Origin of the sequence: Cryobacterium shii, from assembly GCF_004402595.1 — a bacterium.
Lineage (GTDB): Bacteria > Actinomycetota > Actinomycetes > Actinomycetales > Microbacteriaceae > Cryobacterium > Cryobacterium shii.
Genome location: NZ_SOFY01000089.1, coordinates 1 through 24,364 on the forward strand (window position 1 = coordinate 1; position 24,364 = coordinate 24,364).

21 protein-coding genes, 1 tRNA gene and 1 pseudogene are annotated in these 24,364 nt (G+C 68.2%); 13 read left to right on the plus strand and 10 right to left on the minus strand.

What is annotated here, in order from left to right; all coding sequences use genetic code 11:
• The first annotated feature begins 261 nt into the window (after positions 1-261).
• Positions 262-426, plus strand: coding sequence for a hypothetical protein (locus E3O49_RS16640; RefSeq protein WP_160141138.1), 165 nt, complete (start codon positions 262-264; stop codon positions 424-426).
• An 83-nt stretch (positions 427-509) separates the two neighbouring features.
• Here the strand turns inward: E3O49_RS16640 and E3O49_RS16095 are convergent, their stop codons facing one another.
• The 3 genes from E3O49_RS16095 to E3O49_RS16105 form a co-directional block, all read right to left on the minus strand.
• Positions 510-746 (minus strand): hypothetical protein, encoded by a 237-nt coding sequence (locus E3O49_RS16095; RefSeq protein WP_134451893.1) that lies wholly within the window; start codon positions 744-746, stop codon positions 510-512.
• Positions 747-1,189: 443 nt separating this feature from the next.
• The gene (locus E3O49_RS16100) at positions 1,190-1,876 is read right to left on the minus strand and encodes a TetR/AcrR family transcriptional regulator (RefSeq protein WP_160141139.1); all 687 of its coding nucleotides are present in this window, start codon (positions 1,874-1,876) and stop codon (positions 1,190-1,192) included.
• 28 nt (positions 1,877-1,904) lie between these two features.
• On the minus strand, positions 1,905-3,479 hold the full coding sequence (locus E3O49_RS16105; RefSeq protein WP_134368196.1) for a long-chain-fatty-acid--CoA ligase: 1,575 nt from the start codon (positions 3,477-3,479) through the stop codon (positions 1,905-1,907).
• 400 nt (positions 3,480-3,879) lie between these two features.
• On the opposite strand from E3O49_RS16105, the gene E3O49_RS16110 reads away from it, so the two are divergent.
• The 7 genes from E3O49_RS16110 to E3O49_RS16140 all read left to right on the plus strand — a co-directional run bounded on the left by E3O49_RS16110 (position 3,880) and on the right by E3O49_RS16140 (position 11,862).
• Positions 3,880-5,070 (plus strand): acetyl-CoA C-acyltransferase, encoded by a 1,191-nt coding sequence (locus tag E3O49_RS16110; RefSeq protein ID WP_134368197.1) that lies wholly within the window; start codon positions 3,880-3,882, stop codon positions 5,068-5,070.
• A 173-nt stretch (positions 5,071-5,243) separates the two neighbouring features.
• The gene (locus E3O49_RS16115; protein WP_134368230.1) at positions 5,244-6,707 is read left to right on the plus strand and encodes a phytoene desaturase family protein; all 1,464 of its coding nucleotides are present in this window, start codon (positions 5,244-5,246) and stop codon (positions 6,705-6,707) included.
• A 4-nt stretch (positions 6,708-6,711) separates the two neighbouring features.
• Complete coding sequence (locus E3O49_RS16120; protein ID WP_134368198.1) at positions 6,712-7,155, plus strand: SRPBCC family protein; 444 nt, start codon at positions 6,712-6,714, stop codon at positions 7,153-7,155.
• Between the two features lie 121 nt (positions 7,156-7,276).
• Positions 7,277-8,479 carry a LolA family protein gene (locus tag E3O49_RS16125; protein ID WP_134451894.1) on the plus strand — a complete coding sequence of 401 codons (1,203 nt, stop codon included), beginning with the start codon at positions 7,277-7,279 and terminating at the stop codon, positions 8,477-8,479.
• 24 nt (positions 8,480-8,503) lie between these two features.
• On the plus strand, positions 8,504-9,487 hold the full coding sequence (locus tag E3O49_RS16130) for an ABC transporter ATP-binding protein (RefSeq protein ID WP_134368200.1): 984 nt from the start codon (positions 8,504-8,506) through the stop codon (positions 9,485-9,487).
• The gene (locus E3O49_RS16135) at positions 9,474-10,316 is read left to right on the plus strand and encodes an ABC transporter permease (protein ID WP_134368201.1); all 843 of its coding nucleotides are present in this window, start codon (positions 9,474-9,476) and stop codon (positions 10,314-10,316) included. Before E3O49_RS16130 ends, E3O49_RS16135 begins: the two co-directional genes overlap by 14 nt.
• Positions 10,317-10,377: 61 nt before the next feature.
• A complete protein-coding gene (locus E3O49_RS16140) occupies positions 10,378-11,862 on the plus strand; it encodes an amino acid permease (protein WP_134368202.1) in 1,485 nt (494 codons plus the stop codon).
• Here E3O49_RS16140 and E3O49_RS16145 read toward each other — a convergent pair.
• Positions 11,859-13,088, minus strand: coding sequence for a PucR family transcriptional regulator (locus tag E3O49_RS16145; protein ID WP_134368203.1), 1,230 nt, complete (start codon positions 13,086-13,088; stop codon positions 11,859-11,861). The genes E3O49_RS16140 and E3O49_RS16145 overlap by 4 nt on opposite strands.
• Positions 13,089-13,436: 348 nt before the next feature.
• On the opposite strand from E3O49_RS16145, the gene ald reads away from it, so the two are divergent.
• Positions 13,437-14,555: an alanine dehydrogenase gene (gene ald / locus E3O49_RS16150; RefSeq protein ID WP_134368204.1), complete on the plus strand. Its 1,119-nt coding sequence runs from the start codon at positions 13,437-13,439 to the stop codon at positions 14,553-14,555.
• A gap of 142 nt (positions 14,556-14,697) precedes the next feature.
• Here the strand turns inward: ald and E3O49_RS16155 are convergent, their stop codons facing one another.
• The 5 genes from E3O49_RS16155 to E3O49_RS16175 all read right to left on the minus strand — a co-directional run bounded on the left by E3O49_RS16155 (position 14,698) and on the right by E3O49_RS16175 (position 20,104).
• The gene (locus tag E3O49_RS16155; protein WP_134368205.1) at positions 14,698-15,360 is read right to left on the minus strand and encodes a TetR/AcrR family transcriptional regulator; all 663 of its coding nucleotides are present in this window, start codon (positions 15,358-15,360) and stop codon (positions 14,698-14,700) included.
• Entirely contained in the window at positions 15,353-16,651 is a 1,299-nt protein-coding gene (locus E3O49_RS16160) for an ABC transporter permease (RefSeq protein ID WP_134451895.1), read from the minus strand. The genes E3O49_RS16155 and E3O49_RS16160 overlap by 8 nt, the downstream gene beginning before the upstream one ends.
• Entirely contained in the window at positions 16,648-17,367 is a 720-nt protein-coding gene (locus E3O49_RS16165; RefSeq protein WP_134368207.1) for an ABC transporter ATP-binding protein, read from the minus strand. The genes E3O49_RS16160 and E3O49_RS16165 overlap by 4 nt, the downstream gene beginning before the upstream one ends.
• A gap of 144 nt (positions 17,368-17,511) precedes the next feature.
• A complete protein-coding gene (locus tag E3O49_RS16170) occupies positions 17,512-19,197 on the minus strand; it encodes a YhgE/Pip domain-containing protein (protein ID WP_134368208.1) in 1,686 nt (561 codons plus the stop codon).
• A 268-nt stretch (positions 19,198-19,465) separates the two neighbouring features.
• Positions 19,466-20,104: an MBL fold metallo-hydrolase gene (locus E3O49_RS16175; protein WP_134368209.1), complete on the minus strand. Its 639-nt coding sequence runs from the start codon at positions 20,102-20,104 to the stop codon at positions 19,466-19,468.
• Positions 20,105-20,164: 60 nt separating this feature from the next.
• Here E3O49_RS16175 and E3O49_RS16180 point away from each other — a divergent pair, with 60 nt between their 5' ends.
• The 4 genes from E3O49_RS16180 (at position 20,165) to E3O49_RS16195 (ending at position 23,511) form a co-directional block, all read left to right on the plus strand.
• On the plus strand, positions 20,165-21,100 hold the full coding sequence (locus tag E3O49_RS16180) for a diacylglycerol kinase family protein (RefSeq protein WP_134451896.1): 936 nt from the start codon (positions 20,165-20,167) through the stop codon (positions 21,098-21,100).
• 55 nt (positions 21,101-21,155) lie between these two features.
• A tRNA-Glu gene (locus E3O49_RS16185) sits at positions 21,156-21,228 on the plus strand.
• 329 nt (positions 21,229-21,557) lie between these two features.
• Entirely contained in the window at positions 21,558-22,583 is a 1,026-nt protein-coding gene (locus E3O49_RS16190) for a TerC/Alx family metal homeostasis membrane protein (protein ID WP_134368211.1), read from the plus strand.
• A gap of 49 nt (positions 22,584-22,632) precedes the next feature.
• Positions 22,633-23,511, plus strand: coding sequence for a PP2C family protein-serine/threonine phosphatase (locus E3O49_RS16195; RefSeq protein WP_134368231.1), 879 nt, complete (start codon positions 22,633-22,635; stop codon positions 23,509-23,511).
• A 661-nt stretch (positions 23,512-24,172) separates the two neighbouring features.
• On the opposite strand, the pseudogene E3O49_RS19100 reads toward E3O49_RS16195, so the two are convergent.
• A pseudogene (locus tag E3O49_RS19100) lies at positions 24,173-24,364 on the minus strand (hypothetical protein); the annotation flags it as partial.

Genomic DNA, 24,364 nt, shown 5'->3' on the forward strand with positions numbered 1-24,364 from the left:
CCGCAGACCCAACGAAGTCCACTATGGTTATCAACAGCCAGCCCTGGCAGCGTAGAAGAAAACACTAATTCCGCTGTCCGAAATCTCCGCGGCAGCTCAGATCGTTGAGAATGGGAACCACTCGGATCTGCGCGACTGTCCTCTCCGTGTTGGGAGCGTTGAACGTGCACCCCAGCACGACGGCCAAGCCGAGACCGAACACGAGCCTGGCTTCGCGAAACGACGCATGTTCTGACCTCTGTTCGAGTGAGGATTCATGGTGTGATCCCAGTTCCCGATGCTCTTTCGCAGGGCAACGATGCCGCCGAGAAAAAGCAGACCGGCGGATGCCCGAGCTGCGCGTTCGTTGACGACGGGAATGTCGATTCCATCGACCAGTTCGCCGATGACCGGCCGTTCCTCGCTGGTCATGAGGCTGTTCCCTGATGTTCGGTAAGCTCCTTCTGAGAACTGAGCTCCGTCAGGGCCTGGATTCCGCCCGCGCGGTAGGCTTCCCAGTCACGGTCCGGTCAGGTGACGGGTATCGGCTGGTTTGACCAGCGGATTTTCACGGCAGTGGCTGAGGCAACGATCCCGCCGGGATCGGTGTCGTCGGCAACCCGTCGCAACAGTTCGCCCAGAGCTGCCGCCTTTCCCTCAGCGAATTTTGCTGCGGGGTGCGAGCGGCCGTCCTTCGCAAGGGCACACGAAGACGTGTCGCCGAGCAGCGCCGACCACTCGTAGGCCGCCCGGATCCGGACGCGCACGATGGCCGCCCGGGACAGGGTTGTGGAACGGCCTGATGAATCAGGTCCGTCAGGAGCCATCTGCGCACGTGCAGCGATCGGACTGCGCAACTCCGTAGAGCGCGTCCTCGATGTGCTGGCCGCAGCCGTCCCACGTCGCCTTTTTGCAGTTTGAACACGTGATCTGGTAGCACATGGCAATTTCCTTTTCGTTTGATCTTGCTCGACGGAATCGAGAATAACATACCCCCTGGGGTATTTTGTTCGTCAGTTGCAGGGTATAACCGCGAGTCCGCGCCACGTGTTCCGCCTTCCCCTCCCGATCGAAGGCTCGATACGCCCGCCCCTAACGGACAAGGCGACTCTGGGCACGTTCTTCGATGCCCTCGGCTAGGAACGATCCGCCCTGATCGCGCATGTTTCCGCGGATGGGGCGGCCTGGACCGAGGCCCGCAAACAGCCCGTCAGAACGCAACCGCTCCGTCGATCGCCGACTGGATTCTGGCGAGGACCCGGCCCGGGCCGATGTCGCGATCGAAGACAGCGACAACGACACGCGACGACGCGGCGCGCTCATTCGGATCCGGGAAGAGCACAGGGCTGAACAGGCCGCACAGGCTGCGCAGCTGCGTGTCGAGTATTTCGGTCGCGGGGATCTCGGCGCGTTTGAGCCACGCCCGCAGCATGTCGTTGTGCACGGAAACGATTCCCGCCGCGAGCGCCGTGATCGCCCAGCCGCGTTCGGATGCGCCCGGGACGACCTCGCGGAGGTAGCTCGCGAAAGCCCGCTCATACCGATGGGAACTCACAAGCTCCCGGTCACGTAGAGTGGGATTGCGCTGCAGGAGCTCATGTCTGGTGAGCGACGCCTCCCGGCGGGAGAGGTGATGGTCCAGGACGATTCGTGCACCATGCCTCAGCGCCTCGAGTGGGTCGCCCGAGGCGGCGTCCAGATAGGCGGAGAGGCGCTCGAGCAGGTAGTCGTGATCGGCGAAGACCACGTCTTCCTTCGAACCGAAACGGCGGAAGAACGTGCTCCGGCTGATCTGGGCGGCGTCGGCGAGCTCTTCGACGGTCGTCGCCTCGTATCCCCTCGTCGAGAGAAGGGCGATCGCGACTGTGGTCGCATCGGACGGCCTCTGTCGTCTCATCGGGTCATCGACCATGACGTTGAAGCTATCACGCGTCCAGGCGGAGCCTGTCCGCGTACCGCGCGACGAGTTCTCCCTTCAGGACCTTGCCGCTGGAGTTCAGGGGGAACGCGTCGACGAACTCGACGAACCTCGGGAACTTGAAGGGCGCGATTCGTTCCTTGGCGTACTCGATGATTCCTTCGGGGGTCACGGTGCCACCGTGGACGCGGACGACGACCGCCGCGATCTCTTGGCCGCGAACCTCGTCGGGGACTCCGAAGACGGCGACTGCCGCGACCTCATGGTGCCGGGACAGCATCTCTTCGACCTCCCGCGGGTAGACGTTGTATCCGTTGCGGATGATCAGGTCCTTCTTTCGATCGAGGATCCGGATGTAGTCGTCCTGGTCCTTGACCCCGAGATCGCCGGTCCGGAACCAACCGTCGACGATTGCCGCTTCCGTCGCCTCCGGACGGTTGAGGTATCCCTTCATGAGGTTGTGGCCGCGGATGACGAGTTCCCCGAATTCGCCGCGCGGAAGCAGCTCGATCGTGTCTTCCACATCCGCGCGGGCGATCTCGACGTCGACGCCCCAGATCGGCGTTCCGATCGAGCCGGGCCGCGGCGCGACGCCAACGTGGTTGAAGGTCGCGACGGGGGACGTCTCGGTGAGTCCGTATCCTTCGTGGATCTCGACGCCGTAGACGTCGTTGAAGCGCTCCATGACGGCCAGCGGGATAGAGGCACCCCCTGAGACCGCATAGCGCAGCCGTCGTGGGCGCTCGTGGTTGCGAGTCGCCGCGTCGAGAAGGGCGATGTACATGGTCGGGACGCCGAAGAAGACGTCGACCTCGTGCTGATTGAGGAGGGTGAGTGCCGTGTCTCCGTCGAATTTCGGGACGAGGACGATGGTTGCGCCGATTCTCAGACCCGCATTCAGGACGCAGGTCTGCCCGAAAGTGTGGAAGAGGGGGAGGGTGCCGAGAATGGTGTCGCTGGATCGCAAATCGAAGGTTGAGATCAGAAGAGCGTTGACCTGTTCGATCAGCGAGAAGTGGCTGCCCTCCGCTCCCTTGGGGGTGCCGGTCGTCCCGCTCGTGTAGAGGATCGTCGCGGTGTCACCGGGGTCGGTCGGGGTGATGTCGTCGATGGGCGTCGCCTTCGCCGCGAGGTCTTCGAGCCGCGTCTGCGTCCCGTTGCCCTGAGCCTCTCCGACGGACAGCACGTGGACACCCGCCTGGACCGCGCCGCGAGAGCCCGCAGCGAGGAGCCCGGCATGGACGACGACGGTGTGAGTACCACTGTCCCTCAGCACATATTCGATCTCGTCGGCGCCGAGGAGCGCGTGGATCGGGATGACCGTCGCCCCGAGGGCGAGAATGGCGTAATAGGCGCGGGGGAAGTCGGCGACGTTAGGAATCAGGATGGCGACCCGGTCGCCCCTGCCGACACCGTGATCCCGGAGTCCTCCCGCATAGGCGCGAACCTGATCCCACAGTTGGGCGTAGCTCACCGTCTCGTCGCCGACGATCAGCGCCGTCTTGCCGCCCTGGCGGCGTGCGGACTCCGAGACGATCGTGGCGACGGACATTGTCGTGGGACGTGATGCGGTCGAGGACATGGCTGCAACTCCTTTGTTGTGTGTCATGGGGTTGAACTGGGCGCTGTGTGACACGGAGTGTCAACTCCGAGCACTAAGTTTCGGAGTCTTTGTGCCCCGTGTCAAGCCGGTCACTGGACCATTGCTCACGTCGGCGCGTCCGTTTGGGACGGAGTGTCTTGACATGGCACGCCATTTCATAGCAGGCTTGCACAATTCCTCGTGACTCTGCGCGGGGCGTGCCGATCGAGCACTGGAGCACGTAGCGCGGCACTTCTCCGACATCGAGGCACTGCACACCTACGAAGGCACCGAGACGGTCCAGGCTCTCATCATCGGTCGCGACATCACCGGGTTTTCCGCCTTCGCCTAGCCAGCGTCTCCCGCCACCTTCTCACCCCTTCTTCGCAAAGGAACAACCATGAGCGACCCCGCAACCACGCCCGTCCTGATCGGAGGCGCCCGAACCCCGTTCGCGCGTTTCAATGGCGCCTTCGCTTCCCTTCAATCCGCCGAGCTCGGCGCACATGCCATCCGGGCCGCGCTCGATCGAACGGGCGTCCCCGCTGCGGCGATCGACGCCGTCATCGTGGGCCAGGTGATCCAGGCCGGGGCGGGCCAGGGGCCCGCACGCCAGGCGAGTATCGGGGCGGGCCTCGGCTGGGACGTCCCGACCGTGACAGTCAACAAGCTGTGTCTGTCGGGCCTAACCGCGATCATCGACGCGGCCAGACTCATCCGCACCGGTGAGGCCCAGGTCGTCGTCGCCGGTGGCCAGGAATCCATGAGCAACGCGCCGCACCTGCTTCTCGGCTCCCGCCGGGCGGCTCCGCTCGGCGACCGCGCCCTCGTCGACTCCCTCAATCACGACGGCCTGGTCGACCCGTTCGATCGGTTGCTCATGGGGACGGCGACGGACCGGGGCAACGTGACGCGGGGGATCCCGAGGGAGCGCCAGGATGCTTTCGCGGCGCTTTCGCACTCGCGCGCTGCCGCGGCGCAGGACGCGGAGATCCTCGCCGAGGAGATAGTTCCCCTCTCGGTCCCGCAGCGTCGTGGTGGCCCTGTCCTCGTCGCGGCGGATGATGGGATCCGCCGCGACACGACGATCGAGACGCTCGCACGCCTGCGGCCCGCGTTCGCGGAGGGCGGCAACGTCACAGCGGGCAGTTCGTCGCAGCTCACCGACGGCGCCGCGATGGTCGTGGTCGCGAGCAAGGCGTGGGCCCTGGCCGCGGGGATTCCCTGGCTCGCCGAGATCGGCGCCGCCGGTCAGGTGGCGGGGCCGGACGGCTCGCTGCATTCCCAGCCCTCCCGAGCCATCGCCCAGGCCCTTCGGCGCCAATCCCTGGCCGTCGGTGACCTCGACGTCATCGAGATCAACGAGGCGTTCGCCTCCGTTGTGCTTCAATCGGCCGACGACCTCGGGGTGTCCCCGGAGGCGATCAACACGGAGGGCGGGGCGATCGCTCTCGGCCACCCCGTCGGCGCATCAGGCGCGCGCCTCGCGCTGCACACCGCACTCGCGCTGCGGCGCCGCGGCGGAGGACGCAGCGTTGCCGCGCTCTGCGGTGGCGGCGGGCAGGGCGAGGCGCTGATCCTGTTCTGCTGAGCCGCCAGAGCCGTCCGTGTGAACACCTTCTTTTGCGTGTCACGAACACCCCGAACAACATCTGGAGAAGCGCACGCCAGAGCTCTGGAAGGCCGTACACGCGATTCTCGCCGTAATGGGGGAGACTGTGGCCATGACGAGTGGAGAGTGACATGGGGACCGTGCAGCGGGGAATGCCGGAGGTCGACGCGATCGTGGTCGGCTCCGGTCCCAACGGCCTCGCCGCCGCGGTTACCCTTGCCCGGGCCGGACTCTCGGTGCGCGTCTACGAGAAGTCCGACAGCGTCGGTGGGGGCGCCGCCACCGCGGAGCTGACCCTGCCGGGCTTCCACCATGACGTCTGTTCGGCCGTGCACCCGCTTGCGCTGGCTTCGGAGTTCTTTCAGCGGTTCGGGCTCGCGGACCGGATCGAACTGGCCGTCCCGGAGGTCTCCTACGGGCATCCTCTGCCGGGCGGCAGCGCCGGCCTCGCCTACCGCAGCCTGTCCCGTACCGTCGCCGAGCTGGGCCGGGACGGCGCGGCCTGGAACCGGCTCTTCGCGCCTCTCGTAGCGCATTCCGGGCAGGTGGCGGAGTTCACCGGGGGGCAGCTTCTGCGTCTGCCGAAGCATCCGGCCACCGCACTGCGCTTCGGCGTGCGCTCCCTCGAGCAGGGCAGCCCGCTCTGGGACCTGCGCTTCTCGGGCGAAACCGCGCCCGCCCTCCTGACCGGCGTCAGTGCACACACGATGAGGGCACTGCCCAGTATCGCCACCGCCGGTGCCGGCCTCACTCTCGCCACGTATGCGCACGCCGGCGGCTGGCCGATCCCGGTCGGCGGCAGTGGGGCGATCGTGACCGCGCTGGTCGACGACCTGCTCGCTCACGGTGGCGAGATCGTCACGTCCACCGAGGTGCGTCGGCTGAGCGACCTGCCGCCAGCCCGCTTGGTGATGCTCGACCTCACACCTCGGGCGCTACTGCGGCTCGCCGAGGGCGAGCTGCCGGACGCTTACGCGCGACGGCTGCGCGCCTTCCGGTACGGCAACGGCGTCGCCAAGGTCGACTTCGCCCTGTCGGATCCGGTGCCCTGGCAGGCGGCCGGATTGCGGGCGGCGGCCACCGTACACGTGGGCGGCACTCGGGCGCAGATCCGGCGAGCCGAGAACACCGTCGCCCGCGGTCGGCACGCCGAGGATCCGTATGTGCTCGTGTCCCAGCCCAGCGTCATCGACCCCAGCCGCGCACCGGCCGGTCGGCACACCCTGTGGGCGTACACCCATGTTCCGCGCGGCTCCACCATCGACCAAACCGAAGCGACCGTGCGCCAGATCGAGCGATACGCCCCGGGTTTCCGGGACACCATCCTGGCCAGCGCCGGCCGCACCGCCACGCAGATGGAACAGCACAATCCCAACTACATCGGCGGTGATATCTCGGCCGGCGAGGTGAGTCTGACCCAACTCGTGCGCCGCCCGGTCCTCTCCCCGGACCCGTGGCGCACGCCCCTGAACGGCGTGTACCTCTGCTCGTCGTCCACGCCGCCTGGCCCCGGCGTGCACGGCCTGGCCGGCTGGCACGCGGCCCTGAGCGCCCTGCGACATGACCTCGGGGTGCGCACCGCCCCCGATCTCTCCCCATCCAACCGAAAAAGGTGACACCGTGGCCGTGAACTACCGCACCATGAGCTGCCCGCCCGAGAACGTCTTCGCCGTTCTGGCAGACGGATGGCTGTACCCGAGCTGGGTCGTCGGAGCCTCCCGCATGCGGGACGTCGACGCCACGTGGCCCAAAGAGGGAAGCGCCATCCATCACTCCGTCGGAGTCTGGCCCGCCCTGATTGACGACACCACATCTGCTCTGGAGTGGGACCCGCCCCGGCACGCGCTCTTCAAGGCCCGGGGCTGGCCGATCGGCGAGGCCCACGTGGCTCTGGACGTGAAGGCCCGAGGCGACGGATGCGTCGTGCGCCTCACCGAGGATGCCACCGCCGGCCCCGGCCGGTTTGTGCCCCTGTTCCTGCGCGACTCGGTCATCGGGGTGCGAAACGTGGAGACGCTGCGCCGACTCTCGTTCCTCGCAGAGGGCGGCGCCGGGCTCTCCTAGCCCGACGAATTCGACGCGCTCGCCGCGCTTTGTGGGCAACCTCTCAGCGCGGAACCGGCCGGATCGGTAGCGCAGCGGCGTAGCATCGAGGCATGATTCGTCTCGGAACAGGTCGTTGATCATGTCGCACAAATCTATCAAGTGGCTTCCCGCCGTCGTCGTTCCGGCCGTGATCGCCGTGGGCGTGATCGCTGTGCCGCTCCAGGCCGGCGCCGCCGTAGACCTGCCCGACAAGACGGCCCAGCAGGTGCTCCTGATGGTCAGCGACAGCACCGTTACGGCGTTCTCCGGAACCGTGGAGAAGACGGCGAACCTCAGTCTGCCCGCGATCGACCTCGGGGCCGAGATGTCCGGACAGGCGGGAAAGCAGGGCGCGTCCGGTTCCGGAGACGCGGCGAGCGGCGCCCTCTCCTCCGTGCTGGAGCTGCTCAGCGGCTTGCACACGGCCCGGGTCTACGTGGACGGAAGCGCCGCTGACGGAAGCGTTACTGACGGAAGCACTGACGGGCCCGCCAAGGTTCGCGTCCAGATCCAGGACCGCATGGCGGAGCGCAATATCGTCAGCAACGGCAGCGACGCCTGGCTCTACGACTCCGAGACCGACACCGCCGCTCACCTGGCCATTCCCGCCGGCGCCGCAGCGAGCATGAAAGACAAAATGGCCGCCCTCGACGCAGAGGCCCCGGCCGACGTGTCGACGCCGTCGCAGCTGGCGGACCGCTTTTTGAGTGAGATCGACCCGAGCACCGTGGTCACGGTCGGAACCGACGGCCGGGTCACCGGTCGCACCGTCTACGAACTCGTACTCACGCCCAAGGCCACGGACACCCTGGTGGAGTCCGTCTCGATCTCGGTCGACTCCGAGACCGGAATGCCGCTTCAGGTCAGCGTGCGGGCCGCCGGCCAGAAGGACCCGGCCTTCCAGGTCGGTTTCAGCAGCGTGGACTACGGCGCTCCCTCCGCGGACCTGTTCGACTTCACCCCGCCGGCTGGCGCCACCGTCAAGGAACTGGCGCTGCCGCAGACGCCCGCCAACCACGCCGCGCCCGATGTTGCCGCGCCCGACACGGCCAGGCCCGAGGTCCCGACCGAGGGACTGCCCGTCGTGACCGGCACCGGCTGGGACGCCATCGTCGAGATTCCCGCGGCATCCGTTCCCCCCGAACTCGGCGACAACCCGCTGATGTCCGAAGTCGCCACCAAGGTTGACGGCGGGCGGCTGTTGTCCACCTCGCTGGTCAACGTGTTCCTGGCCGACGACGGCCGGTTCTTCGCCGGATCGGTCCCCGTGGACCAGCTCCAGGCCGCCGCAAGCGCCCAGTGAACAGCGCACAGTGACCAGCGCACAGTGACGCCCGTCACCCCGGCCCTCGACCTTGCCATCGAGAGCCGGGGCCTCACCAAGCGCTTCGGCGAGCAGATCGCCGTCAACGCCATCGACCTGGCGGTGCCGCGGGGGTCCGTCTTCGGATTCCTCGGTCCCAATGGGTCAGGGAAGACCACCAGCATCCGGATGCTGCTGGGCCTGACCCAGGCCACCAGCGGGCAGATCAGCGTGCTGGGCCAGGACATGCCGTCCCGGCTGCACGAGGTGCTGCCCCGGGTGGGCGCGCTCGTCGAGGGCCCCGCGTTCTACCCGTTCCTGTCCGGGGCGGCCAACCTGCGCCGGTTCGACACCGCGGACCGCCACGCCCCCTCGCGCACCCGGCGAGTCCGGGTGGACGAGGCCCTGCACCGGGTGGGGCTGACCCACGCGGCGGGCAAAAAGGTGCACGCCTATTCGCTGGGCATGAAGCAGCGCCTCGGCATCGCCAACGCCCTGCTGCAGCCGCGGGAGCTGCTCATGCTCGACGAGCCGACCAACGGACTCGACCCGCAGGGCACCCGTGAGGTGCGCAGTCTCGTGCGGTCGCTCGCGGCCGAGGGCACCACGGTGTTCGTGTCCAGCCACCTGCTGGCGGAGGTCGAGCAGATGTGCACCCACGCCGCCGTGATGAGCGCCGGCACCCTCGTCGCCCAGGGCACGCTGGCCGACCTCCGCCACGTCGGCGAGACCCTGGTGCGGCTGCGCACCCCGGATGCCGCGGCGGCGCAGGGCGTGCTGTCGCGCCTCGGACTCGTACCCCGGCGCACGGACGTGCCGGACGAGGACCCCTGGGTTATGGCCCCGCTCGAGCGTGACACGGTGGAGAACCTGATCAACGAGCCGGAATCCCTGGTCTCGGCCCTCGTGGCCGCGGGGGTGCGCATCCGTGCCTTCTCGATCGAGGAACCGAGCCTGGAAGAACGATTCGTCGCACTGACCGGGGAGGGTTTCGATGTCGTCCAGTAGTGCGCCGCGTTCCGCCGGCTGGGACCTGCTCGGCTCCGAGCTGACGGTGCTGTTCCGGCGCCGCCGAACCTGGGCCATGCTGGTCGCCATCGCCCTCATCCCGATCCTGCTCGCCGTGGCAGTCCGGCTGTCGTCGGAGACGCTGGCGCCGGGGGAGGGGCCGCCGTTCCTGGACCGGGTCACCCAGAACGGCCTGTTCGTCGCGTTCACCGCCATGATCGTGGCGATCCCGCTGTTCCTGCCGCTGACCATCGGGGTCGTCGCCGGGGACACCATCGCGGGCGAAGCCGGGTTGGGCACCCTGCGGTACCTGCTCGTCGCCCCGGCCGGCCGGGTGCGGCTGCTGCTCGTTAAATACGCCGGTGTCGCGATGTTCTGCCTGGTCGCGACCCTGACCCTGGCGGTGGCCGGCACGCTCATCGGTGCCGCCCTGTTCCCCGTGGGCCCCGTGACCCTCCTGTCGGGAGACACCATCGGTGTGGCCGATTCGCTGCTGCGCTCGGCGCTGATCGCCCTGTACGTGACCGTGTCGCTGCTCGGGTTCGCCGCGATCGGGCTGTTCATCTCGACCCTGACCGACGTGCCCGTGGGCGCCATGGCCGCCACCGTCGTGGTGTCGGTTCTCGCCCAGATCTTGGACGTGCTGCCGCAGCTGGCGTGGCTGCATCCGTGGCTTTTCAGTCACTACTGGCTGGGCTTCGCCGACCTGTTGCGGCAGCCGATGGACCTGTCATCGTTCGGCGACAACGCGCTGCTCCAGGCCGGGTACATCGCCGTGTTCGGGGCGCTCGCCTACAGCCGATTCGCCACCAAGGACATCCTCTCGTAGGGACTCGTCCGGCACACGAAGTGCACCGGAGGTGCCCCGAAAGGCCCTAGTGTTGCTCCACATGACCGAACGCACCGCCGCGCCAGGCGCAACCACACGTACCGACAACGAAGCCCCTGACTCCCACGGCGTTCCCCACCTCGCCCGCTCCCTGAGCCGGCGGCACATCCAGATGCTCGCCATCGGCGGCACGATCGGCACGGGCCTGTTCATGGGGGCGGGCAAGACGATCTCCCTCGCCGGGCCATCCGTGATCTTCGTCTACATGACCATCGGTTTCATGCTGTTCTTCGTGATGCGGGCGATGGGCGAGATCCTGTTGTCCAACCTCGACTACAAGTCCTTCAGCGACTTCGCCGGCGACCTGCTCGGGCCGTGGGCGAGCTTCTTCACCGGCTGGTCGTACTGGGCGTTCTGGGTCGTCACCGGCGTCGCCGACATCGTGGCCATCTCCGGGTACGTCGACGTGCTCGCGCCGGGCACTCCGCTGTGGATCCCGGCGCTGCTCACACCGGTCGTGCTGATCCTGCTCAACCTCCCGAGCGTCAAGGCCTTCGGCGAGGCCGAGTTCTGGTTCGCCCTGGTCAAGGTGCTCGCCATCCTGGCCCTGATCGGCACCGGGGTGGTCATGATCGCGACCCACTTCACCTCGCCCTCCGGCGCGGTCGCCGGCCTCGACAACATCTGGAACGACGGCGGCATGTTCCCGCACGGCGTGGCCGGCTTCGTGCTCGGCTTCCAGATCGCCATCTTCGCGTTCGCCGGCATCGAGCTCGTGGGCACGGCGGCGGCGGAGACGAAGGACCCGGAGCAGAACCTGCCCCGGGCCATCAATACCATCCCCGTGCGCCTGCTGCTGTTCTACGTGGGCGCCCTGGTCATCATCATGGCGGTCAACCCGTGGCGCACGATCGACCCCGGCAGCAGTCCCTTCATCGGGATGTTCGCCCTGGCCGGGCTGGGAGTCGCGGCCATCGTCGTCAACCTGGTCGTGCTCACCTCTGCCGCCTCCAGCGCCAACTCGGGCATCTACTCGACCTCCCGGATGGTCTACGGCCTCGCGCAGGACGGCAACGCCCCGAAGGCGTTCGGCACGCTGAGCAGCCGCCAGGTTCCCCGGAACGCGCTGCTGTTCTCGTGCATCTTCCTGCTCGCCGGGCTGGTGCTGCTCTACACCGGTGATTCGTTCATGGGCGCCTTCACTCTCGTCACCTCGGTGGCCTCGGTGCTGACCATGTTCGTCTGGTCCATCATCATGGTCAGCTACCTCGCCTTCCTCCGCCGCCGTCCCCAGTTGCACGCCGCCTCGACGTACCGGATGCCCGGCGCCCGGTTCATGCCCTGGGTCGTGCTGGCGTTCTTCGCCTTCATGCTCTGGGCGCTCGGTCAGGCGGATGACACGCGCCTCGCCCTGGTCGTGGCCCCGCTCTGGTTCCTCGGGCTCGGCGGCGCCTGGTACGTGAACCGCAAGGCTCCGCTGCAGCAGGCCCGGATCGAGGAGTGGCGGGCGGAGGCCCGCGCCGAGAAGGCGGCGCTCGTCGGCTAGATCCGGGGCCGGCGCGACCAGCGGGCGGCCTTCATGGCCAGGTGCAGTTCGAGCCGCACCTGGCCGCCCAGCGGGTCGACCCCGATCAGGGTGCGGATCTTCGCAAGCCGGTTGTAGATGCTGCTGCGGTGCAGGTGCAGCGTTGCCGCGACATCCTGCACGGAACCGTCGGTGTCGTAGAGCAGCTCAAGCATCGGCAGGAGTTCATGGTTGGCGTCGAAGTCCCGCAGCTCCGCGAAGTAGACCGATTCCACCGGGGAGAGGTTGCGGCTGCTGGCCGCGAGGAACTGGTACACGCCGATCTGCCGGAAGTCGGCGATCGTGCCCAGTCGGGCGTCAACGGCGGCGGCCTGCACCGCCTTGCGGGACTGGACGTAGGCATCCGGAAAGCGTCGGAGGTCGTGGAACGCTTCGCTGAACCCCAGCAGGTCGGGGCGCTGGGCCCGGCCGCCGCGCCGGGCCAGTTCGGCCCGGTACCGGTGCAGGATCTCGGTGTGCACCACCCTTCCCGGGGAATCCCGCAGCAGCACCACGGTATGCGTCTCGGTGCCGGCGCTGAACCGGGCCGCGTCGATGCCCACGGTGGCCTGGAGGGCCGAGATGCGCTGCAGCAGGACCGCGGCGGCGGGGTCGACCGCCGTGCCGTCCCGTGCTGTCGCCGGCTCGTCGGGTCGCGGCAACAGGGTGGCGAGGTGCCAGGGCCCGGCGGCATGCACCTGCGGCCAGCCGGCGAGCTCCTCGATGGCGGCCGTGTCGGCGTCGCAGGCCGCCAGGAACAGCGCCTCGCGCTGCCGGCGGTGCTCGGATTCGGCGGTCTTCGTGTCCAGCAGCGTCTCGGCCAGCCGGTCGAGCTGGCCGCGCACGGCAGGCAACGCCCCGAGGATCTCGGCCGGGGACTCGTCGTGCGAGCCCTGCATCGCCCACAGGTAGCCGACGCGGAACCCGCGCACCATCAGGGGCACGCAGACCCGCCCCAGCATGCCCAATGAGACGTTGGCCGGGACCACGACCGGGCGCACCGCGGTCGCGATGCCGTGGTGCAGCTGCCAGGCGCTGACGTCCGCCGGGACCTTCTTGCTGAGCAGGAAGTTGACGCGCACACTGTCGGCGAGCGGCTGGTCCCGGCTGTAGGCCAGCAGGCCGCCGTCGAGGTCTTCCAGCGAGAGGGCGCGGTCGAGCGCGGCCGCGAGGGCCTCCACCAGGTCTTCGATCTCCGCGCTGTTCATGTGGGTCAATGCTAGATGCCCGACGGGGCGTGGAACGGACATCAGGCGACGTTTGCCGTCCCGACGTTCGACATTTGTCGAGTGACAATCCGGGCGGTCGTTCGGTTTGCGCCGGAACGGCCGTTCCCTTCCAGCGGAGATGACAGAAAAACCCCTGAACAAAAAGGCAAGTTCGCTGTTTTCCGCGCGGATCGGGCCGGTTGGGACGGGCTCCGCACTCGGTCCGGGCCGGACGCCGGCCGGCCGGGGGAGTGAACGTGGTTCTAGTCTTGACCCCGCCGCTGGTCCGACGTCGAAACCGGGCCCGGCGGCCTCAGCCACAGCGTTCCCCGAGCAACGGAGTCGATCATGATCATCGGTGTACCCAAGGAAATCAAGAACAACGAATTCCGCGTAGCCATCACCGCCTCCGGCGTGCAGGAGTTCCTGGCAAACGGCCACACCGTGCTGATCGAGATGGGTGCCGGTCTCGGCTCGCGTATCAACGACGACGAGTACCACGTCGCCGGCGCCGAGCTGGTCGCGTCCGCCGACGAGGTCTGGGCCCGCGCCGACATGGTGATGAAGGTCAAGGAGCCCGTCGAGGCCGAGTACCACCGCTTCCGCGAGGGCCTGATCCTCTTCACGTACCTGCACCTGGCCGCTGAGCCGGAACTGACCCGCGCCCTGACCGAGGCCGGCGTCACCGCCATCGCCTACGAAACCGTACAGACCGCCAACCGGGCCCTGCCGCTGCTCGCACCGATGAGCGAGGTCGCCGGCCGGCTGGCCGTGCAGGTCGGCGCGCAGTCCCTGATGGCACCCGCCGGCGGCAAGGGGGTGCTGCTGGGCGGCGTTCCCGGGGTGCGTCCCGCCAAGGTCGTCGTGCTCGGCGCCGGCGTGGCCGGCACGAACGCCGCAGCGATGGCCATGGGCCTCGGCGCCGACGTCACCATCCTCGACATCAACATCGACCGCCTGCGCCAGCTCGACGCGCAGTACCAGGGCCGGCTGAAGACCGTCGCGTCCAACAGCTACGAGATCGAGATCGCGGTGACGGATGCCGATCTGGTCATCGGTTCCGTGCTGATCCCCGGCGCCAAGGCCCCGAAACTGGTCACCAACGCGCTCGTGGCGCGGATGAAGTCCGGCTCCGTGCTGGTGGACATCGCCGTCGATCAGGGTGGCTGTTTCGAGGACACCCACGCGACCACCCACGAGGACCCGACCTACCGCGTGCACAACTCGATCTTCTACTGCGTGGCCAACATGCCCGGCGCGGTGCCGAACACCTCGACCTACGCGCTGACCAACGTCACCCTGCGCTACGCGCTGGCGCTGGCCAACCTGGGCGTCAAGGCGGCCCTCGAGCGCGATCCGGCCCTGGCCCTCGGCCTCAACATCGCCGCCGGGCGGGTCACGAACCGTTCCGTCTCCGAAGCGCACGGCCTGCCCCTGGCCGACTGGCGCGAGCTGGTCACCGCGTAGCCTCGCCACCCCGGGGCTCGGCCGTGGTGCCGGCATCCGTCGCGGCGCACCCTGGTGACGCGGGCGCAGGTTCTACCCTGCGCCCGCGTCCACAGGGTGCGCCACGAACCTTCCACGCCGGGAGTCCGGTGGGGAGGTGGCGTCAACGGGCGGCGGGAGCGATCGATCCGGCGACGCGCCGCACCAGGGCGAGGGAGTGGTGCAGCAGCTCGACGGGGGTGCCGGTGAAACCGCCGGAGAACCACTTCTGCATCGAGTAGCGCATCACGCTGCCGGCGAGGGAGACGACCATCCGCGCCTCGTCGGCCAGGTCGGGGGTGCGGGCCTCGGTGCGCCCCTGCACCGCGAAGCGTTCCAACACCAGCTTCACCAGGTGCTCCTCCAGCTCCGCGATGCGGGACGTCTCGCCGGTGAGGAGTTCCGGGGTGCGCTCGATCAGCATCCTCCGCCGGCGGAGCAGGTCCGTGTCGGGGGAGTGGTCGGCCATCGCGTCGGCGATCATTCCGACGAGGTCTCCCAGCACATCACGGCTGGTGCCGTGCACGAACGCCTGGTGTTCGGCATCCGTCGGCGCGGGCGGAGTGCCGCCGAGGAACGCGCCTTCCTTGGTGCCGAAATAGTTGAAGAACGTGCGCGGCGAGACCATGGCGGCCTCGCAGATCATGTCGACGGTGACGTTGTCGTAGCCGTGCTCCAGAGCGAGCGAGACCGCCGCCCGTTCCAGGGCCGACTGGGTGGCTGCGCGCTTGCGGGCGCGCAGCCCCTCGTCGGCCCCGGCCGGGCCATCGGGCACGGGACTACTCATACCGCAGAGCGTCGATCGGGTTCTGCCGGGCCGCGGCCCTGGCCGGCAGCGTGCCGGCGAGGAAGGCGATCAGCATGACCACGCCGATGATGATCGCGATCGAACTGGGCGCGAACTGCACGACCTGTAGGCCCGGGAGATTCGAGAAGACGGTGTCCGCGAGGATGTTGCTGACCAGCGAACCGACGCCCACCGCCACGAGTGCGCCCAGTGCGCTGCCGAGGAACCCGATGAACACCGCTTCGGTGCTGAAGAGGGTGTAGACGCGGCCGCCGTTCATGCCCATGGCTTTCATCAGGCCGATCTCGCGGGTGCGCTCCTGAACGCTCATCAGCAGCGTGTTGATGATGCCGAAGCCGGCCGCGATCAGGGCGATCACGGCGAAGGCGTTGAGCACGCCGATGATGACGTTGATCACGGTCTCGAATGACCCGATCTGGTCGGCCACGGTCTGCGACGCATAGCCTTGGTCGGCGAGGTCCGCCTTGATCGCGGTGATCTTCGCCTCGGACGCCTTCGGGTCGAACCGGGCGGTCGCGGTCGCGTAGCTCTGGGAGGAAGCCTCCGGTGCGCCGTCGACCTCGATGTCGTGCAGCCGGTCGGTCAGCGGCTGGTTGAGGCCGGCGCCGGCGCCGAGAAGGGTTTCGTTCTGCACGCCGACGACGGTCGCCGGGACTTCCTGCACGGTCCCCGCGAAGTCCCGGATGCCGATGGTCACGGTCTGGCCGATGGCGGCCTTCGCGGAAGAGAAGTCGAGCGTGTCGAGGTAGGTCGTGGGCACCAGGATCTGGTCAGTGCTGCTGTCGTTGTCCAGCTGCGCGCCGGCGGCGAGATCGGCCGTGGTGAGCGTGGCGGTCGGATTGACGGTCAACTCGAACTTGCCGCCGCCGTCGTGCTGGATGTAGTCGGGCGTCACCTGCACGGACGGGTCGACGCCGAGGATTCCCTTGGTGTCTTTGATGGCCTCGAGGTCCTTGGTGGTGAGGGCCTGGATGGTGCTGCCCGGGCGTGATCCGTTGCCCAGGCTGACCGTGGTGGCCTTCTCCGGGTCGTAGGGGGCGGGACCCGTGCCCGACGCCGCGGCGTCGTTGGTCTTCGAGACGGTCAGCACGTCCGCGGCCCCGATCGAGGAGACCTGGGTGTTGATGTAGCTCGTGACCCCGGTTCCGATCCCGCTGGTGATGGTGAGGGTGAACGCGCCGATGAAGATCGCGATCACGGTCAGGCCGGTGCGGAGCTTGCTGCGGAAGCTGTTGGCGATCGCGGTCTTGACGATGTCGATGAACTTCATGCGTGTGCTCCTGCTGATCTGCGGCCGGTCGGTCGGGCGGCGGTGTCTTCGAGTCCGTCGCGGATGAAGATTCGGCGGTCGCAGCGCGCCGCGAGTTCGATGTCGTGGGTGACGATGACGAGGGTGATGCCCTTGTCCTGGTTCAGCGAGAAGAGGATGTCCTCGACGACCGCTCCGGTGGCCGTGTCCAGGTTGCCGGTCGGTTCGTCTGCGAAGATCACTTTCGGGTTGTTGACCAGGGCGCGGGCGATGACGGCACGCTGCTTCTGTCCGCCGGACAGGTTCATCGCCTTGTTCTTCGCCTTGTCGGCCAGCTCCAGCTGCTCGAGCGCGGCCATTCCGCGAGCCTTGCGTTCCCGGGGGCTGACGCCGGCGATCTTGAGCGGCAGCACCACGTTCTCGAGCACGGTGGCATTGGCGGTGAGGAAGAACTGCTGGAACACGAAGCCGAAGTCCTGATTGCGCAGCCGGTTCACCTCCTTGCCCTTGAGCTTTCTGGCGTCGGTGCCCTCGACCAGGAGTGCGCCGCTGTCGGGGTTGTCCAGCAGTGCGAGGAGGTGCATCAACGTGGACTTGCCCGACCCGCTCTTACCCACGATGGCGATCGATTCGCCCGCGTGGATGTCCAGGGAGACGCCCTTGAGCGCGTCGAACCGGTTGGACCCGCTCCCATAGGACTTGCCTATGTTCTGGGCGGAGAGAACGGGAACTGTCATGGGAGTCGGGATCCTTTTGGGGGAGAGGTGGGCATTCCGTGGGTACACAGACAAAAATACAGTAACTGCATCGAAATCGTGGCGGAACGAACAGAGCGGGGCCCGGATCGACTGATCCGGGCCCCGCCGCCTGCCTGTCGTCGGTCAGCGCGCCATTCCGAGGCGAGCCATTCTCAGGCGGCGGAGCAGCCAGACGGCTGCTCCCGCCAGGGCCAGTCCGACCACGATGATGATCCAGGGTGCCGCACGATTGAAGCTCACCGTCTCGGCACCATCGGCCAGCCGGCCGGAACCCGCGGCCACCTTCTCATTGCCGTCACTCAGCTCGGCGGTGCCCGCAGCGAGCGTGTTCGCGCCCTCGAGGAGCGTCCCGGATCCGGCCGATACCTTCTCGGTGCCCGTGGCCAGGGCGGTGGACCCGGTTTCGAGTGCGGTGGTTCCGAGGACCAGCGTGGATGCCCCCGCCGCGAGGGTCTGCGTGCCCTCGGCCAGTGATCCGGCGCCGACCGAGATGCGGGTTGCGCCGTCGGCGAGGCTCACGGCGCCCGTTGCCAGGGTCGTCGCTCCCTCGGACAACGATGAGGCGCCGGCGGCCACTCGGCCGACGCCGCCCTGAAGGGAACTCGCACCGGTGGAAACCGCGCTGGTGCCTGCCGCGACCCGTTCGGATCCGACGGTGAGCGCCTGCGTGCCGACCTGGAGTTCGGAGGCTCCCGTGGCGAGGGCGCCGGCGCCCGTGGCCAGTCGGGCGGCTCCGCCGGACACCTGGGCCATGCCGCTGGCGAGGGCGGTGAGTCCGTCCCGCAGTTCCGCGGATTTCGTCTGCAGAACCGCTGTGCCCGCGCTCAGCGGCGTCAATCCGTCGCGGAGGGCGGCGGAACCGTCCCGAAGGGCCACGGCCCCGGACTCGAGTCCCGTGGTGCCCGTGCGCAGGGTGGAGGCAGCAGAGCTCAGTCCCTTGAGGGTGGCCAGCAGGGCGTCCCGGCTGATCGTGTCCGCCTCAACCTGGCCGGCGAGGGTGGCGAGGGCGGCATCCAGCTTCGTGGCGCCCGCGGCCACGCTGCCGGCCCCGGTAGAGAGCCCGGTTGCTCCCTGTGCGAGTGCCTCGGCCCCGCGCCGGGCCTGGTCCGCGCCCTGGGCAGCGGATGCCGTGCCGGCGGCGAGCAGGATCGAACCGTCACGAGCCGTCGTTGCGCCGGCGGCAGCCTGGCCGGCGCCGCCGGCCAGGCTTGCCGCACCCGCGGAGACTGTCGTCGCGCCGGCGGAGACCTTCGTGGCGCCGGTACCGGCCGCGGTGACGCCGGCGGCGAGAGTCGCCGCACCGGTCGCAGCCGCCCCGGCACCGGTGGCGAGAGTGCTCGCTCCGGTGGCGACGCTGGCGGCGCCGGTGGACAGGCTCTCCGCGCCCCGTGCGGCGGACTCGGCGCCGAGCATGAGCCTGGTGCTGCCGCTGACGCTCGTGAGCGCTCCCTCCAGGAGCGTGCCTGCCCCGGCCGAGGCGCTCTCCGCGCCCGTCGCCAGGCTGCCGGCACCCGTGTTGGCCCGGCTCACCCCGGCCTGGAGGTCGGTCGCTCCGGATGCCGCGGAGGCCGCGCCCACCGACAGGGCCTCGGCGCCCTCGGCGAGCTTCGCCGCGCCACCGGCGACCTTCACGGAGCCGTTCTGCACCTGGACAGCACCGGCGGAGAGCTCTCCGGCGCCGCTGGCGAGCCGCCCCGTGGTGAGGAAGAAGAAGGTCAGCAGCAAGACCAGCAGCAGGGTGAGCCCGGTCAGGGTGGAACGGATGCCCAGAGTGCTTCGGCGGGACAGGGCACGGTCAGATCTCATCATTGAGGCTCCTCGAAAGACGTGAGCGGGCATGCGGGCATACCGGAACTCGCGTGGTGTGTGTGCGGTGCGCGGACTGACTCCGGCGTGGCGGCCGCTGGTCGAAGGCCGCACGGCACGGTGGCGCGCCGGAGTGTCACGAACGTAGCAGTGGGCCGGACGCAGAATCGAAGGCGCGAAAAAGTTCAGGACTGAGGCCAACACATTCCGGGCTGGCCCCGTGAACATTGTGGGATTCCTACAGAGCTACCCCCGAAAGGAGTGCGATGTATTACAGGTCGAGGGACTCGTTGGGCTCGAGCGGGAAGTACTCGCCGCCGTTCTGCTCGGTGGCCCAGCGGATGCGCGCGTTCGACAGCTCCTTGCCGGCTCGGGAGAGCAGCATCTCGTGCGTCGGGAAGGCGCGTCGCGGCTTGACCTCGAGCACGTAGTCCATCACCTCGCTGATCTTCAGCCAGGGGGCCCCGGCCGGAACGGCGAGGGTGTCCACGGCCACTCCGTCGGGGACCGTGAACGAGTCTCCGGCGTAGTAGAGCTCATCGTCGACGAGCACCCCGATGTTGTCGACCACCGGGATCGATTCGTGGATGACCGCGTGCTTCTCGCCGAAGAACCTCAGGGTGAACGGCCCGACCTCGACCGTGTCACCGGCCGACACGACGGTCACCTGATACCCGGCTGCAGCGTGGGCCACCCCGGCCGGAGCGAAGATCGGAACCTCCGGGTTCAGCGCCAGGATGCGGTCGAGCTGCTCGGGAGTCCAGTGATCCGGGTGCTCGTGGGTGATCACGACGGCCACGGCGCCCGCCGTCTCGGTCAGCGGGCTCGTGTACGAGCCGGGATCGATGAACAACTTGTGACCGGCTTTGTCCACGATGAGTGCCGCATGCTCCAGCTTCGTCAGTTTCATGGGTCGAGCTAATACCCAATTACGGCGCGCTGCAACTTGGCGAGGCGCGATACTGGAGCGGTGAATTCTGTTCCTCCCCGGGCCGCACCCCCCAGCCCGACTCTCCGCCTCGTCGTCGCGATCAACGCCTACGCCTCTTTCGGCCGCCGGAGCGACGTCGGTCCGCGGGTCGTCGTCGCCCTTCGAGCGGCAGGCCACGACGTGACCGTCCGGAGCGAGGTCAGCTTCGAGCTGCTGCGCCTCGAGGTCCTGGCGCTGCTGGTCCCCGGGGTCGACGTGCTCGTCGTCGTGGGCGGAGACGGGATGGTGAGCCTGGGCACGAACCTCCTGGCCGGACGGACGATACCGCTGGCCATCGTGCCCTGCGGCACGGGAAACGACCTCGCCCGCGGGCTGGGCATCCCCGTCGACGACACGGATGCCGCCATCCGTCACCTCCTCGCCGCCCTCGCCCTCGCCCGGGCGCCGCGCGCCATCGACTGCGGCCGGGCAACGTGCGGGGACGTCACGACCTGGTTCGCCGGAGTGCTCTCGGCCGGGTTCGACGCCGTCGTCAACGAACGGGCCAACCGGATGCGCCGCCCCCGCGGCAAGAGCCGGTACACCCTGGCCATGCTGCTGGTGCTCGCCACGTTCAAGCCCCTCACCTACCGCCTCACGGTCGACGGCGTGGAGCGCACCCAACGCGCGATGCTGATCTCCGTCGCCAACAACGTCTCGATCGGCGGCGGCATGCGGATCGCCCCGGACGCGGTCATCGACGACGGTCTGCTCGACCTGTTCGTCGTCACCCCGCTGTCCCGGATCGGTTTCCTGCGCGTGTTCCCGAAGGTATTCTCCGGAACGCATACAGGCCTGCCGCAGGTCGAGATCACCCGCTGCCGCAGCGTGCGCATGGACGCCGAGGGCGTGTTCGCGTATGCCGACGGGGAGCGGATCGGGGCCCTTCCCGTGCAGGTCGACGTGGTGCCCGGAGCCCTCTTCGTCTGCGCCTGAGGCGCTCAGTTTGGTTTCCCGCTCATCCGTGTGGCATACTCGACGAGTTGCAAACGGCCCCATCGTTTAGCGGCCTAGGACATCGCCCTCTCACGGCGGTAACGCGGGTTCGAATCCCGCTGGGGTCACAACCTGAAACTCTCCCGGCAACCCCGGGGGAGTTTTTGCTTTAACGGCCCCGGCCCCGGCCCCGGCCCCGGCCCCGGCACCCGTCGGCCGGTGACCGGTGGCAGACGGCGTGCAACGGGACGAGAAAGCCGCCGCGGCCCGGTAGACTCCTCTCAAGTGAAGGGGAGTATCCCTGTGGGCCCGATTCGGGTCCTGTGCCGTGAACGTCAACACGGGCCGCGGTGCCGGGGCCCCGGCGCGGCAGCATCGAGTGATCGATGCGGGAGAGACTTTCGGGTTTCGTGCTGCACTCCGTCAGCATCCCGCTAGTGAAAGGCCCCCCGCCCCCATGGAACTTGCTCTCCCGCTCTGGTTCGAAGTCGGATCCCTCGTCATCCTGACGGTGATCCTGCTCGCCGACCTCTTGATCGTCTTCAAACGCCCTCACGTGCCATCCATGAAGGAAGCCACCCTGTGGGTGGTGTTCTACGTCGCCCTGGCCCTGGTCTTTGCCCTGCTCATGCTCCTCCTGGCCGACGCCGAGCACGCGGGCCAGTTCCTGGCCGGCTGGCTGACCGAATACAGCCTGAGCATCGACAACCTGTTCGTCTTCGTCATCATCATGGCGAGGTTCTCGGTGCCCCGTAAATACCAGCAGGAAGTACTGATCGTCGGCATCATCATCGCGCTCGTGCTGCGCGGCATCTTCATCCTGCTGGGCGCCCAGCTGATCGAGAACTTCAGCTGGATCTTCTACATCTTCGGTGCGTTCCTGCTCTACACCGCCGTGCATCAGGCGCTGGCCAAGGAACCGGAAGAGGACGAGGCGGACAACGCCTTCATCCGTTTCCTGCGCACCCACCTGAACGTCTCCTCGACCTTCGACGGCTCGAAGCTGCGCACCCTGATCGATGGCAAGAAGGTCTTCACCCCGATGCTGATCGTGCTCCTCGCGATCGGCACGACCGACCTGGTCTTCGCCCTCGACTCGATTCCGGCGATCTTCGGCATCACCCAGAGCCCGTTCATCGTCTTCACCGCCAACGTCTTCGCCCTGATGGGGCTGCGCCAGCTCTACTTCCTGCTCGGCGGCCTGCTCGAACGCCTCGAATACCTCAAGTACGGGATCGCGTTCATCCTCTTCTTCATCGGCGTGAAGCTCGTCCTGCACGCCCTGCACACCAACGAGGTGCCATTCATCAACGGCGGCCAGGGCGTGGAGTGGGCGCCGGAAATCGACACCTGGACCTCCCTCGGCGTGATCGTGGTCTCCATGGCTGTCGCTACTATTGCCAGCGTGATCAAGGCGTCACGGGACGCCCGCCGGCGCGGACACACCCTCGCCGAAGAGATCCCCCACCTCGCCGAGGAGTGACCCCGTCGACGTGCGGCAATCGGAACTGAACACTGGAGCAGACGTGGCCATGCAGAGTGAGATCGAGATCGTGCTCCCGGCAAGTCGCGCGCGCTTCGTGTTCAGCGCCCGAACCGACGTCGGCCGTGAGCGCAAGATCAACGAGGACAGCTTTCTGGCGCAGTCGCCGATTTTCCTGGTGGCCGACGGCATGGGCGGCCACGCCCACGGTGACGTGGCCAGCCAAACGGTCGTCCGGGTATTCGACGAGCACATCGCCCGTGACACGCCGTCGACGCCGGAACGCATCCTGGACGCCATCCATTCCTCGAACGACGCGGTGCGGGATCTCAGCGCCGTGGACGACTACGGCACAGCCGTCTCCGGGACCACCCTCGCGGGCGTCGCGTTCGTGGACGCGGGCGACGATGTGGGCTTCCACTGGATGGCATTCAACATCGGCGACTCCCGCGTCTACACCTGGGACGGGCGCACGCTCACCCAGCTGAGCGTCGACCACTCGGCGGTGCAGGAAATGGTGGATGCCGGACTCATTTCCGCAGTGGAAGCCGAACACCACCCGGAACGCAACGTGATCACCCGGGCGATCGGCGCCGACGAGTCAGTCGACGCGGACGTCTGGCTGCTGCCGGCCCGGGGCCGGCACTCCTTCCTGATCTGCTCCGACGGGCTGACCAAGGAACTGGGCACCTCCGAGATCGCCCGGTTGCTGGCCGCCTACGACGGGACCGCCGAGACCGAGAGGTCCCTGGCGGACGTGCTCGTCGACGCGGCGCTGGCACGGGGCGGACACGATAACGTTACGGTCGTATACATCGAGTCGGTCCTGGATGATCCGGGGCAGGATGCGGACGACGACAGCACACGGGACCGTGCGACGGGGATGCACGAGCACCTCGAGGACACGAGGCCGAGAAGCCAGGGGTAGATGACACATGCTCTCGTATCAACACGATGAGTCGGGGGACTGGCTGGCGGCGACGCAGGCCGGGCGGCTGGTTGTGGTGCGCACGGAGGATTCCGAGCGGACGGTGGACCGGCTGTGGTCCGGCCTCGACGGCGGCGTGCAGGGCGTTCTCGATGCCCTGACGTCCGAAGGGGTGTTCACGGCGCCTCCGTTCGTGCTGCTGACGTGGGAGGGTGACCTCGGCGACGGGGCGACCGTGCACGCCATCGTGCGCGGCGACGTGGCACTGCGGCTGTCGACCGGTGCCGGCGAGGTGCTGCTGTCGGGCGCCGGCGTGGCCACCTGGCGGGAACAGTCCGTCGCCTCGGTGACGGCCTTCCTGCTCGAGTGCGGACCCGCCACAGACGAGTTCAACGGGCGTCTCGAGCGCGCCGCGCTTCCCCTTTCCTGCGGGATGGTGAGGTCCCGCTGGATCGTCCTGAACCCGCGCGGAGCCGCATCGCGGCCCGGCGCACCGGTCGTGGCGGTTGTCCCGGTTGCGCCGGTAGCGCCCATCGCGCCCACCGCTCCGGTCGTCCCGGTCGCACCGGTCGCACCGGTCGTGCCGGTCGTGCCCGTGGCGGCAACGGTCGCGGCCCCGCCGGTCAGCGTTCCGCAGATCAGCGTTCCGCCGGTCAGCGTTCCGCAGATCAGCGTTCCGCAGATCAGCGTTCCGCAGATCAGCGATCCGCAGATCATCGTCCCGCCGGTCAGTGCTCCGGTGATCCCCGTCCCGGACGAGGCCATCAGCGATGAGACGGTCGTGAATCTCCGTCGATCCGTGGGTCGGCCGCCGGGCGGGGCGCCCGAATCCTCCGTGGACACCGACCACCAT